The 13,906-nt window shown below is 28.0% G+C and carries 13 protein-coding genes and 1 other annotated feature; of the genes, 2 read left to right on the forward strand and 11 right to left on the reverse strand.

What is annotated here, in order from left to right; all coding sequences use genetic code 11:
• Positions 1-48 precede the first annotated feature (48 nt).
• From RH95_RS03090 to hflX, 10 genes are all read right to left on the reverse strand, one after another.
• A complete protein-coding gene (locus RH95_RS03090; protein WP_010244232.1) occupies positions 49-798 on the reverse strand; it encodes an ABC transporter ATP-binding protein in 750 nt (249 codons plus the stop codon).
• On the reverse strand, positions 785-1,669 hold the full coding sequence (locus RH95_RS03095; protein WP_010244234.1) for an ABC transporter permease: 885 nt from the start codon (positions 1,667-1,669) through the stop codon (positions 785-787). The genes RH95_RS03090 and RH95_RS03095 overlap by 14 nt, the downstream gene beginning before the upstream one ends.
• A gap of 27 nt (positions 1,670-1,696) precedes the next feature.
• Positions 1,697-2,695, reverse strand: a complete 999-nt coding sequence (locus tag RH95_RS03100) for an ABC transporter substrate-binding protein (protein ID WP_010244236.1) — start codon at positions 2,693-2,695, stop codon at positions 1,697-1,699.
• A 36-nt stretch (positions 2,696-2,731) separates the two neighbouring features.
• Positions 2,732-2,963 (reverse strand) — a binding site (T-box leader).
• Positions 2,964-3,111: 148 nt separating this feature from the next.
• The gene (locus tag RH95_RS03105; RefSeq protein ID WP_010244239.1) at positions 3,112-3,771 is read right to left on the reverse strand and encodes an ATP-binding cassette domain-containing protein; all 660 of its coding nucleotides are present in this window, start codon (positions 3,769-3,771) and stop codon (positions 3,112-3,114) included.
• A 1-nt stretch (position 3,772) separates the two neighbouring features.
• On the reverse strand, positions 3,773-5,641 hold the full coding sequence (locus tag RH95_RS03110) for a bacteriocin-associated integral membrane family protein (protein ID WP_158309963.1): 1,869 nt from the start codon (positions 5,639-5,641) through the stop codon (positions 3,773-3,775).
• A 125-nt stretch (positions 5,642-5,766) separates the two neighbouring features.
• A complete protein-coding gene (locus RH95_RS09880) occupies positions 5,767-5,895 on the reverse strand; it encodes a hypothetical protein (RefSeq protein ID WP_267888186.1) in 129 nt (42 codons plus the stop codon).
• Between the two features lie 442 nt (positions 5,896-6,337).
• Positions 6,338-6,769 carry a hypothetical protein gene (locus RH95_RS09210; protein ID WP_010244245.1) on the reverse strand — a complete coding sequence of 144 codons (432 nt, stop codon included), beginning with the start codon at positions 6,767-6,769 and terminating at the stop codon, positions 6,338-6,340.
• Positions 6,770-7,336: 567 nt separating this feature from the next.
• Positions 7,337-8,056 (reverse strand): NAD(+) synthase, encoded by a 720-nt coding sequence (nadE, locus tag RH95_RS03125; RefSeq protein ID WP_010244248.1) that lies wholly within the window; start codon positions 8,054-8,056, stop codon positions 7,337-7,339.
• A gap of 17 nt (positions 8,057-8,073) precedes the next feature.
• Entirely contained in the window at positions 8,074-8,706 is a 633-nt protein-coding gene (locus tag RH95_RS03130) for a YigZ family protein (RefSeq protein WP_010244251.1), read from the reverse strand.
• Positions 8,699-9,988 carry a GTPase HflX gene (hflX, locus tag RH95_RS03135; protein ID WP_010244253.1) on the reverse strand — a complete coding sequence of 430 codons (1,290 nt, stop codon included), beginning with the start codon at positions 9,986-9,988 and terminating at the stop codon, positions 8,699-8,701. The genes RH95_RS03130 and hflX overlap by 8 nt, the downstream gene beginning before the upstream one ends.
• Positions 9,989-10,180: 192 nt before the next feature.
• On the opposite strand from hflX, the gene RH95_RS03140 reads away from it, so the two are divergent.
• Positions 10,181-13,072, forward strand: coding sequence for a transglycosylase domain-containing protein (locus tag RH95_RS03140; RefSeq protein WP_010244256.1), 2,892 nt, complete (start codon positions 10,181-10,183; stop codon positions 13,070-13,072).
• A 13-nt stretch (positions 13,073-13,085) separates the two neighbouring features.
• Positions 13,086-13,283 (forward strand): hypothetical protein, encoded by a 198-nt coding sequence (locus RH95_RS03145; RefSeq protein ID WP_010244259.1) that lies wholly within the window; start codon positions 13,086-13,088, stop codon positions 13,281-13,283.
• Between the two features lie 45 nt (positions 13,284-13,328).
• Here the strand turns inward: RH95_RS03145 and RH95_RS03150 are convergent, their stop codons facing one another.
• Positions 13,329-13,841: a macro domain-containing protein gene (locus tag RH95_RS03150; RefSeq protein WP_010244262.1), complete on the reverse strand. Its 513-nt coding sequence runs from the start codon at positions 13,839-13,841 to the stop codon at positions 13,329-13,331.
• Positions 13,842-13,906 lie beyond the last annotated feature (65 nt).

Here is a 13,906-nt window from a genome sequence, read left to right on the forward strand (position 1 = left end):
ACAATTTAATTATATCCCCTTTCATATAATATATCAAATTTTATCCCTTTATATTTTTTCATTGTAAATTCTATTTAATTCTTCTTCTGTGACTTCACTTGGTTTTATATCCAAAACTACTTCGCCCTTATTTAGCATTACGATTCTGTCAGAATATTCTATGGCATTTTTTAAATTATGAGTGATCATAAGTGTTGTAATCTTTTCTTTTTTTATAAGGTCTTTTGTCTTATCCATTATAATATTTGACGTTTTTGGATCAAGTGCAGCTGTGTGCTCATCAAGCAACAAAATTTTTGGTTTTTTTACTGTAGCCATTAAAAGTGAAAGTGATTGTCTTTGTCCACCTGATAAAAACTTTACTTGTGTCTTTAATTTATTCTCAAGTCCAAGATCTATGCTCTTTAATTTTTTTATTATATCTTCATTATTTTTCTTGTCAATTAATCTTCTGAAAGTAAATTCACTTCCCTTTTTTAAAGCCATTGACATATTTTCCAAGATGTTTAAACTTTGACAAACTCCCTTTGATGGATCTTGATTTACTTTTCCAATGTCAATAGCTCTTTCATCTTCAGATAATTTTGCAATATCCACATTGTCCAAGATAATTTCTCCTGAGTCTGGATTTAGTGAACCAGAAATCATATTAAATAATGTAGACTTGCCACAACCATTTGGTCCTAAAATTGCCACACATTTATTTTCTTCAATTTCAAGGGAAAAATTATCAAATACTTTATTTTCTTCTTCCATTCCCTTGTAAAATGTCTTTGATAAATTTTTAATTTTTAACATTTTCTTCTCTCTTTTCTTTTAATGTAGATAATCTTTTTAATGAAACATTGTTATAAACTATGAATGCTACAACTATAACTGCTGTTACTCCCTTTAAATCGCTTGGAGCAAGTCCCATGTAAAGGGCAATTCCATAAATTATTCTATAAATAATCGCTCCAATAATTGCCCTTGTCGTTCTGTTTAAAAATTTTGCATTTTTTAAAAAAGCATCTCCAATAATTATTGATGCAAGTGCAGAAACAATTATTGATTGTCCCATAGTTATATCTGCATATCCATTTGATTGTGCCATAAGTGCTCCTGCAAGTGCAGAAAGTCCATTTGAAATCACAAGACCAATTGCAATGTACTTGTCTGGATTTTTGCCAAGAGATTTTACAAGAGTTTCATTATCCCCTGTCGCAAGAAGCAAATATCCCTTTTCAGTTTTTAAAAACCAATCAAGTACAAATTTTATTATTAAAACAATTACAATTAAAATTAATATTTTTGGAACACTTTCAAAAAGTTGAAATACAGTTTTATAATCAAAAAATGTAATATTAGGCGTACCTGTAATCCTAAGATTAACTGAATATAAAAAAGTCATTGTTAAAATTCCCGCAAGAATCGACTCAATTTTAACTTTTCTAAACAAAATATAAGTTATATATCCACCTACACCACCTGCCAAAAATGAAACTACCATTGCAATTATAGGATTCATTTCAAGTGTAATCATCTTTGCAAAGGCAAAAGCACCAAGGGGAAATGTCCCCTCAACAGACATATCTGGAAAATCTAAAATTTTAAATGTTATTACTACTCCTATTGTCAAAACAGAAAATATAAGTCCCATTACAATAGATTCAATTATTACTGAATTCAACTTTCTTCCTCCTAAAACTAAAATTATCTACTCGACAACTTTTGCATCATCCATTAAATTATTGTCATCATCAAGTCCAAGAGCCTCAGCAGTTTTCTTGTTAACAACTTTTCTTGTATCTGTTGAAAATAAAACTGGAACTTCAGAAACTTTTTTCCCATCTATAACTTCACTTGCCATTTCTGCTGCCTTTTTTCCAAGATCTAAATAATCAACTCCAGCACTCATTAAAATTCCATTTTCTACTGGGCCTTCTTCTGATGCAAAGGATGGAATTTTTGCAGTTTTTAAACTTTCAGCGATAATTGTCGATGCAGATGAAACTGTGTTATCTGTAATCGCCATAAAAATATCCATTTTTGGTTCAAGTGCCTTTATTGCAGTCGAAACATCATTAATGTTATTTACTCCAACTTCAGCGACATCTAAATCAAATTCAATTGCAGCTTTTTTAAGTTCTTCAACTTGAAATTTTGAATTTGCCTCGTTAGTAGAAAACATAACTCCAACAGTTTTTATATCTGGAAAAATACTTATTATCTCTTCAAGTTGTGCCTTTATTGAAAAATAATCACTTACACCAGTTACATTTTCTTCTGGTTCTTCCAAATTTTTAACAAGATCTGCACTTTCTGGGTCAGTCACTGCGTTAAAAATAATTGGAATATCTTTTACACCATTTTTTGCACCTTGTGCAGCTGGCGTTGCAATTGCATAAATTAAATCAACATCTTTGTCTTTAAAAGATTTTATAATTGATGGAACAACAGAAAGATCTCCATTTGCATTTTTCGAAATAATTTCTACATCTGGACTTTTCTTTTTTATTTCATCTTCAAAACCTTTCCTTGCCCTTTCAAGTGCAATGTGGTCTGCAATTTGAACGACACCGATTTTTTTTGCCCTTTGAACTTTTTCTGTCTTTGAAACTTTTTCTTCACTTCCATTTTCTTTCTTGACATCACTTCCACAAGATATTAAAAAAATTGACAATAAAACTAAAATAAAAACCTTCCTAAATTTCATAAAAACCTCCATAAAATAAAAAAAGTCTTTCATCCACATTGGGACGAAAGACTGACTTCGCGGTACCACCCGATTTTATAATCAAAAAGATTACCTCACTTTAAGGTCCAACAACCTCTAGCCTTAGTTAACGGTGGCTTCCGTACTTGCCTACTAATTTCAACAAATAAGCTTTAGAGTGTATATTAAATTTTTGTGTATTGCCTCGCACCAAACGACAACTCTCTTAAATCATCAAAAATTCTTTTTTCTCTATCAACGCTTTTATTAAATTAAGATGATTATATTCTAGTATCAAAATAAAGTCAATACTTTTTTTAATTTCCCAAAAAATTTTTTAGGGAGGTTAATTGTAAAATGAAATTGAGTTAAGAAAAATTTTATAATATTTCAAATTACTTGATGTCCTTGGACTATTAATTATTTTTACAATTGATTTCATCAACATTTATAATTCTAGAAAAATATTTATACAAACTACTATCATGTGTTACCATTATAATTGTTTTACCATGTCTATTTAGTTCTTTCAAATAATCCATTACAATATTTATATTCTTATCGTCCAAACCTGTAGTAGGTTCATCAGCTATAACTATATCGCTATTTTTTAAAAACAACTTAATAATAGATATCCTCTCCTGTTCTCCTCCAGATAGCTCAAATATCATTTTATTTAAAGACTCTTTCATGTTAAAACTTTCCAGATATCTTTCTATCTTCTCTTCTTTCTCCCTTCTAGAAAGTTTGCTATACTCTAAGGATAACATTAAGTTCCATTTAACATTTTCATCCTCTACTAAACCATAGTTTTGAAGTAAATATCCTATTTTGTATCTTCTTAATAGCATTGCATCTTTTGAATTTATTTTTACGCTTTTCTTATTTGCAATATTAACTTGACCACTAGTAGGCTTGCTAATTAGACCTATAATATTTAAAAGCGTAGTCTTGCCACTTCCACTGCACCCTATAAGTCCAATAAATTCACCTTCTTCAATCTCTAAAGATAGATTTTTAAAAAGATAATTATCATTAAACTTTTTATTCATATTTACAATCTCAATTAATGCCATATTAAACTCCTTTTATAACGTCAACAATATTTTTAAAAACTACTTTTTTGTAAAATGATATATAAGTCAATAAATCAATCAAAAGATATGCGACTATTATAGGTAAGGAAATTTGTAATACAAAATATAAAGTTATAAGAATAATAAAACTAATCAACATTAAAAAAATTTCTTTTCTTAAGATTTTTATATGCGAAAAACCAAGAGTATACATAATTGCATATTTAATTTTATTTACTTCATTATCTACATAATTGCTAACAATTATAATAAATATCAAACTTATATTAAAAATAACAATAAACAATATCTCACTTTTAACTATCAACTGAAGATTATCTATATCATCTCTAAATAGATTTAGTGCATTTTGTGCAACTAATAAATTCTCTAATTTATATTTTGATAGCATCTGAATAAAATCTTCTAAATTATTTTCCTCAAAATAAATTCCTCGTCTTGAAAATAAATTAATATAATAACTTCCTGACAATTTCCCATCATCTATATAGATTATTGGAAGACTCGCATTCTTAATACCTGAAGAATTCAAAAATAATTTAATATTTCCATTTGGGATTTCTAAAGTTTCAATATTTCCAATTTTTTTATACTCATTTTTCAATTTCAAATCTAAAGCTTTATAATTTTTATTTGTTTCTATACTGTCGATTAAATTAGAAATCACCTGTTCTTTGTTTTCATAATTATTAGATTGAGGAATTAAAATTTTATTTTCTAAAGTTTTTTTATCATAATCTATTTCTCTATCTAACTTTACAAACTTTTTAAAATAATCATAATTGCACACCAGAAAACTAAATCTATTGTCCTTAGATTCTAAATAATTTTCATAATTAGAAGTGTCAATTAAATAATTCTTATTATTTTTTAATAATCTTTTAATGTTTTTATCGTATCCATCGTATATTTCTATGTTTCCCAATCTGTAATCATCAGCTTCTATATCAAGACCATAGGATGTGTAATAATCCCCTAATTCCTGATTTCTTAATAAATCTTTATTGCTTTCTTTTATCTCAGAAATACTATTTTTTAAATTATTTGTAAAAATCAAAACTAAAGACATGACTAATACTTTTAAAAACTTTAAAAATATACTGTATTTGCGTGTATATAGCTTGTTTTTTATCATATTTTCAATGTCTATAAATTTTATTATAAATGTACTATTATAAATTAAAATGGAATTAATCAATATTAATATTAATAAATATGTACTTAAAAACGCAAAATATTTAAAACTAAATTTAGAATTTATAGTTAAATACATTCCATATACAAAAAAAATCAGAAAGATATTAACTATAAATATTTTAATTACTTCTTCCCAAAACTCCTTGATTATTTTTCCTTTGGAAAAACCCATCATCATTTTTAATCCATTTCTTTTTAATGTATTAGAAAAATAAATTAAATAAACCAATTGAACATTTACCAATAATAATATAATATTAAACGCAAAATATTTAATAACAATTCTATAATCGATTAAATCCTTATCTACTTCTTTTATTTCAATCCCTTTCCCTTTCAAAATGGAATTGAGTTCATTTATACTTGAATTTGAATAAAAAGTATTAGTAGAATCCTGCCATCTATTGTAATTCAAAACTCCATAGCTATAAACTACACTTTGTGACAAAGGTTTCTTTTTATAGTTAATTTCCTTTAATGAAAATATTTTATATCTACTTTTATTGTCATATTCATAATTACTTTTTAGGGTGATTAAATTATAATTACTAGATCTTATAGTATTAAATAAAATTTTTCTATTTTCAACACTATTGTCAGCAATCTCATATTTATTATAATCATTAGGCAAAATATTATTTTTATCATACATATCCAAGAATGATATATTGAACAAATATATAGCCAAACAAATTTGTAAAAAAATAAATACTCTTATGAATTTTTTCATTTTATACCTTCTTACGAGAAAAAGAGTCATCAAAGATGACCCTTTTTCTAAAATAATCTTTCATAATCATAAGATGCAGTTTCATTTGCCCAAAAAGATCTCTCTTTAGTTATTCTTGCAAAATTCTTTTTCCAACCACTAGAATATCTATTTCTACCAACATGAACAATTGCCATTACATTATAATCATGCCCTAATTTTTTCCCTTTATATGTTTGTCCAATTTCTGAATAAACTATATCTTCAGTTTGACCTCCATCAAAATATAAATCACCATGTTCAATCGTAGAACTTCTTAATTCATTCTTTCTTTCTAAATCTTTAATTGAATTTTCTTCATTTTCAATTACGTATTCTTGTTGGGATGTTTTATTATCAAGCTACTCTTATTCAGCAAAAATAAGCATTGGAAAACTAGAAAATAGAATAGTAATAACTGTTGTTAAAACCAAAATATTTTTTCTCTTCATAGCGTTTTCCTACTAAACTTTTAACTCTTTTACATTAAACCTTTTGTGTAATAATTATTACAATATACTAAGTTAACTTTATTTAAGTATATCATTTTCACGCTAAAAAACAATAATATTTTACTATTTATTATAACTTATACTTTAATTAATCTTTTTGAACAATTTTAAAGTCTATATCTATATCTCCACCTTGAGGACAACTAGCTGTAAACTTATAATCTTTACTAAATCTTCCAACTGAAGTTGATGTATAGCCTTGTCCTCCTGTTTTTACAGTAACAGCATTTCCTCCATTAATTTTTATAACAACAGGGTACCTGCCATTGTTTCTTATCCAAAAGTTTACTTTACTTCCATTCCCTTTCGTCAATTGACAATACTTTTCATACTCAATTCCTCTGTAAGAGCCTGTAGTAATAACCATACTATAAGGAGTGATTTCTTTATCTTCCTTATTAGTACATTCTATGATTTGTTCTCTATATTGATTATTAACTGTATCAGAATTTTTTGCAAATGCAGGAACTGTAAGTAAAACACAACCCAATACAATTGTTGGAACTATAAACTTTTTCATTTTATCCTCCTAAAACTATACCTGCTTTCAAATAAATTATATTAACAAATTCCTTAGCATCAATAAAAATATTATGATTTTTTTTAATCAAATTAATAAGTGTGACATTATTTTTAGAATTATCTACCTTTTAAATTTATATAAAAATAGTGAAAATATAACGTATACTAACAGCATAAAAATATCCTGTTTTATTAGGCTTATATTCAAAAAACTATTTTTATAAAAATAATAAATATTAGATATTAGCATCAATAAAACTAAAAAGCTAAAGTTTTTAAATATTTTTCTCATTAACAATCACAATAATTTTTTACTCCTATTAATTCGTTTCTATTTGAATCTGAATAAAAGTATGTTTTATACTTATATTTACCACCCGAAATCCAACTTGGATAGATAGGACTGCATGTATCTCTAAAATTAAATGTCCATAATTTTTGAGTCCAAGAAACTCTCGGCCAATGTTCCATAACTATTCTTTCTGCATATCATTCTTATCAATTAATCAATATAATATTTAAGCAAAATCGCATTAAAATAGTAGTAATTTTTTTGTAAATTTTTTTATTTAAGCTCAAACCTTGGAGCCAATTTTCTCTTATGTTCTGAGTTTTTGTGCATCTTGTCTATCTTTTCTTTTATTTCAGGCTCTGGAATTTTTTCTCCCCTGATGTAGGCATCAAGAACTTCATAAGTAAACCCCATTTCATCTTCGTCAGTTTGTCCAATCCAAAGTCCTGCTGATGGCTTTTTATTTATTATAAATTCTGGGAGTCCAAGTTCTTTTGCTATTTTAAAAATGTCGGTCTTTAAAATATTTGCAATTGGCATTAAGTCTGCACCAGAATCTCCATATTTTGTAGAATAACCAAGATACATTTCGCTTCCATTTGATGGTCCAAGGACTAAGTAACCAAGGTCTTGTGCATAATAATAAAGTGTTGTCATTCTAAGTCTTGGTTTTATATTTGATTTTGCCATTCTATTTCCTGAAATAAAAGATGCTTTCATAAGTTCATCAAAAGTACTTGTTAAATCAATTGTCTTTGTTTCTAGGTTTATTTCTTTAGCAACTTTTAACGCATCCTCTCTATCTTCATTTATACTATCGCAAGGCATAATAAGTCCAAGAGAATTTTCTGGGAAAATTCTTTTTGAGATTGCAGCAATTACTGCTGAATCAATTCCACCAGAAAGTCCAAAGATAAATCCTTCTGCACCAATTTTTTTTGCATAATCTCCTACCCATTTTACTAAATCTTCTGTAACTTTTTTATAATCCATAATATCTCCTAAATATTTTAATAAATAATTTTTCCGTCAATTGTAGGAAGTTCAATTTCCTCTAAGTCTTCACTTTCAAAATTTGCACTTGTTAAATCTTTAATTTTATTTAAAATACTTTTGTCTTCGCCAATATCAATTGTAACTTCAACTTTATCTGTGTAATTTTCTTCGATAATTTTAAAATTTTCATTGGCAAGTAAATTTATAATCGCTCCATGAAAGGTGTAATCGTAAATAATTTTTGTTCTAGTGAAATTTTTCCTCACTACTCTTTTTGCATCGTCAATTGCCTTTACAACTGCATCTGTGTAAGCACGAACAAGCCCGCCTGCACCAAGTTTTGTTCCACCAAAGTAACGAGTTACAATCACAAGGACATTTCTCATATCTTCCTTTTTTAAGACTTCAAGCATGGGAACTCCAGCTGTGCCACTTGGCTCACCGTCATCGGAATATCTCTGAGTTAGTCCATCTTCTCCAATAATATAGGCATGACAATTGTGCGTGGCAGAGTTCTCTTCTTCCTTTACATTTTTTAAAATTTCAAGAGTTTCTTCTTCACTTTTCACAAAAAAAGCTCGTCCAATGAAAATAGATTTTTTTATTTCTATTTCAGATTTCCCACTTTTTAAAATTGAATTATACATTTACTTCATAATCCTTTACTTTTTCATATTCCTTCTCGTGAAGTTTTAAATTTAAATAAATGCCATCATCTTCATAAATTGGAGCTTGTTCAAATTTATCAACTAACTTGTAGAGAATCTCCGTGTCGTCATAAGGAAATTTTAATTTTACATCAAAATATTTTTCCTCTAAATTGTCTTCAATAATTTTAAGAAGACTGTCCATATTTTCATCGTTTTTCGCAGATATATAAACTTTTTTATCTGGCAAAACTTTTAGAGGAAGATTTATCTCTTCAATATTTACCTTGTCCACTTTATTAAAAACTGTAATAATATTTTTGTCCAATACATCAATTTCTTTTAAAATTGACATAGTTGTCTTGTATTGAATTTCCAAATCTTCACTTGATGCATCAATTACGTGCAAAATTAAATCAGAATATTTTATCTCCTCAAGAGTTGACTTAAAAGCCTCCACAATTTTTGTAGGAAGTTTTGAAACAAAACCAACTGTATCAGAAATTATAAATTCACGACCAGACAAAAGCCTTGCCTTTCTAGAACTTGGATCAAGAGTTTCAAATAGCATATTTTTTACAGAAACTTCTCCAGACTCTTCTTCTTTTAATCTATTTAAAATCGTGGACTTACCTGCATTTGTGTATCCTACAAGGGATACAATTGGAATATTATTTTCAAGTCTTCTAGTTCTAGTTGTGTCCCTAGTTTTTTTTGCTTTTTCAAGTTTCTCTTTTATTTTGTCTATTTCTCTTTTAAGTCTTCTTCTATCAGTTTCAATTATTTGTTCACCAGGCCCTCTAGTCCCAATTCCACCACCAGTTCTAGACAAACCATCAATGCCAAGAAGTCTAGGCATTTGATATTCAAGCCTTGCAAGCTCAACTTGAAGTTTTGCTTCATAAGTAGTTGCACGAAGTCCAAAAATATCTAAGATTAAGTTTGTCCTATCAATTACTTTTTTCTTTATTCTCTTCTCTAAATTTCTAACTTGAATTCCTGAGAGTTCATCGTTAAAAACAATGGCATCAACTTCCAAAAGTTTTGCCATTTCTTTTATTTCATCAACTTTACCTGCTCCAATTAAATATTTTGGATTAAATTTTAAAATGTTTTGCGTGACTTCTCCCACAACCTCTGCTCCATCAGCATATACAAGATCAGATAACTCCTTCATAGAAGTTTCAAGGCTGTGAGGGTAAGCACCAATATTTGTGCCAACAATTATAACTTTTTCTAACTTTTTATTTGAATTTAAATTCTCTAAATAAACATTATCCATAATTACATTATACTACATAAAAAATTTTTACTCTTTTATTTTTTATTCGTGTCCCATTTAATTTTACAACTTATCATTTAAAATTTTACAAAATTATTATTCTCAACTTTTAAAATAAATAGACTTTCTAATATAAGTTCCAATAATAGTAATTAGCGTATTAAAATGATATAATTAAAAAAAGGAGTCCTTATGAAAACTAATGCAAATAAAAAAATTAAAATAAATAAAACTAAAAAATTTAATTTTAAAAATTTAGATAAAAATCAAAAAATTAAAATTATCCTTTTAATTATACTTTCAGTTTTTGTTCTAATTGTTTCACTTTTTTCTGCAATAGTTGTTTCAATAATTTCAAAAACTCCTGCCACAGATTTAAATAATTTAAGTTCTTCCTTTAATCAAAGTTCTTATATTTATTCTAAAGATGGCAATTTAATTGAAAAAGTTGAATCACTTGAATACAGAACTTTAATAAATATTTATGACATACCTGATAATGTAAAAAATTCTTTTATTGCAATTGAAGACCACAGATTTTACAAGCACAAGGGACTAGACCCAATTGGCATAGCATCTTCTGTTGCTGCAAATATAAAATCACACTCTCTAATTCGTGGTGGATCTACTATAACTCAACAGCTTGTTCGATCAGTATATCTCACAAATCAAAAGACTTTTGGCAGAAAAATTCAAGAAGCCTATTTATCTCTTCGTGTAGAAGATGTTTTAAACAAAGATGAAATTTTGGAAGCTTATTTAAATAGAATTAATTTGGGACAAGGTGCTTATGGCATTGAGGCAGCAGCACAAACTTATTTTTCCAAAGATGCAGTTGATTTAAATATTGCAGAATCTGCACTCCTTGCAGGAATACCAAAATCTCCAGCAAATTATTCGCCCTTTAAATCTGTGCCTTGTGAGTATTTAAAAGATGATTTTAAAATAATTGGAACAAGAGAAATTGATGGAAAAGATTATTATATGGTCTTAAATAAAGACGCCTTTGATAGACAAAAAATAGTTTTGATGAGAATGCACGAGCTTGGTTATATTGACGACAAAGAATATGAACGTGCAAAAAATTATGACATTGTAAGTGCAATCAATCCTCGCAATTTTAAAAATCACACTATGAGTACCTACTCTACTGACTACATAAAAAAGGAAGCGTCAAAGTACTTAGCCGACTTTTATAAAACAACTCTCGAAGAAGGGGAACACAAATTATTTACAGGTGGATACAAAGTTTACTCCACAATTGACGAAGAAATCCAAAAAAATTTAGAAGATAAATATGAAAACTTTAAAAATTTTTTGATTACGAAATCTTCTGCTGGCGGAAGTAAAATGTTGAATTTAACTTTTGACGAAAGTGGCAATATTATATATAAAGACGAAATTTTATATTTTGCAAGAAATAATATTTTTGATGAAAACTTTAATCTAGTTATTCCAAAATCTTCTTACAATATATCTTCCCATGGAGATTTGAAAATAAAAAATAGTTTTTTTAAAGAAATAGGTCAAAAAATAGACATCATTGATGCTTTCACAATTGATGAGGATAAAATCTTAAATACCTACGAAATTGGCCCTTTAAAAATTGAAAAGGGTTCAGCAGAACTAAAAAATAATTATTTAATTATTGACGGTGCTTATTTAAAAAATGTCCCCGATTTCTATAAAATCGAAAATGAAAATTTAATTATTTCAAATAAATATTTCGACTTTAATCCAAATCCAGTGATGCAACCTCAATCTGCAATGATTGCTGTAAACAATGAAAGTGGATTTGTCGAAGGTATAATAGGTGGACTTGATGTTCGTACAAAAAATGCAAAGATTTTAAATCGTGCAACAGATTCTTATAGACAACCTGGCAGTGCAATCACTCCTTTTACAGTTTATCTTCCTGCACTTGAAAACGAAAAAACTCTCGGCGATGTCTACGATGACGTGCCAACCACCTACGATGGAATGTTTTGGCCACATAATTATTACGATTCCTTCAAGGGACTTATGACAATGAGGCTTGCAATGGAAAACTCTTCCAACGTAATTGCTGCAGAAGTCTTAAATGAGTTGGGAAAAAATAAAGCAATTGAAGTTTTAAAAACTTTTGGAATAATAGATAGCAATGATGAAAATAAAGATTATTTTATAAGAAGAAGTGAAAATAAAAAAAAGCATGATGAAAATTTAGAATCCTTAGCCCTTGGAAATATGCAAGTTGGTGTAACTCTATCCGATTTATCAAAGATGTATCAGACAATTGCAAATGATGGAGTCTATAAAGAGGAAACTGCAATCTTAAAAATTGAAGATCCAAGTGGAAATATTATAATTGACAACTCAAATAAAAACAAAAAACTTTTTGACGAAAAAAATTCTCATCTTTTAAAAGATGTATTTATTTCCAATGCCAATAGAGGAAATGCCAAGAGAATTAAAATTTCTTCTTCTGAAACTGGAGGGTATCTTGGAGAAAATAAAAATAATTCAGATTATTTTATAAATGCTTTTACAAAGAACCACAGCATCTCTATGTGGATTGGTGCAGATTCTCCAAAAATTTCTCTATCGTCTGACAAGTCATCTACCATTGAACTTTTTAACAAAATGACAAAGGACACTTATGAAAATGAAAAATTTGACGTAGATCCATCTTATATAGTTGAAAGAAGTATATCTTCAAAAAGTGGAAAACTTGCGACAAAAATGAGCGACTATGCCAATGCAAGTTACAAAGAAAAATACATCTCTGGAACTGAACCAAAGGATCATGACGATTTATTTAAAAAATATTTAATTTGTTCAGAATCAAATAAAATTGCAACACAATTTTGTCCAAGTGAAACAGTCTTATACACTGTTCTTTTTGAAAGGCCAGAGGGATATGACCCCAAATCCCACTATGGAATTTATCCTGAAGATTACATGACCATACCTAAGTCTTATTGCGACGTGCACACAAGAGAATGGTACAAAGAAAATATGGATAACGAAGACAATAATTCAAAAGATAAAAATAGCAATACAAAAAATTCAACTAAAATAAAAGGTAGTAAATATAAAAAATAATAGGAGGAACAATATGAAAAACTTATCAAAATTCATTAAATTAATTGCATTTTTTAAACTTGTGAAACCAAAAAGAAAGATGAAAAGGCACATGACACGCAGAAAAAGAAGGCTTAGAATGTTAAATCTTTTAAATCCAAAACACAGTGGCAAAATCGCATATCATATAGGGAAAATTAAATTTAGAAATGATTTAAAAAAATTAGTTTAAACAGTATTCAAAAAAGGGCCTGCATAGGTCCTTTTAAAATTTCATTTACTTTTCAATCCACTCTTTGTTTTTCTCTTTTAAAATTTTTAAAACTTCGTCATTAAGAACAGCAATAGTTACATCCAAATCATTTTTTTCTAAAAAATCATTTATCGTAAAAACTGCCACTTCTGCCGCTTCATCTAGTGGATACCCATAAATTCCAGATGACAAAAGTGGGAAGGCAATGCTCTTTATATTATTTTCTAATGCAATATCAAGTGCTGATTTATATGCCGCTTCAAGAGTTTTTCTTTCATTTTTATTTCCATCAAAATAAATTGGTCCCACGGTGTGAATTATGTACTTTGCTTTTAAATTATATCCCTTTGTAATAACAGATTTGCCAGGATTTATTGGTGCAAGACTCCTGCACTCTTCTTCCAAAGCTTTATCATTTGCCTCTTTAAAAATTTGACCGCAGACTCCACCTCCTCTTTCTAAGTTTACATTTGCTGCGTTTACAATAGCGTCCACTTCGCAGTTCAAAATACTTTCCTTTTCAATAAATAAACTCATATTACACCCCTTTACTTACTTTATTTAAAATATATACCACAAAAAACAAATTTTAAAGGGGTAAA

Origin of the sequence: Peptoniphilus rhinitidis 1-13 (assembly GCF_000246925.1) — a bacterium.
Lineage (GTDB): Bacteria > Bacillota > Clostridia > Tissierellales > Peptoniphilaceae > Peptoniphilus_A > Peptoniphilus_A lacydonensis.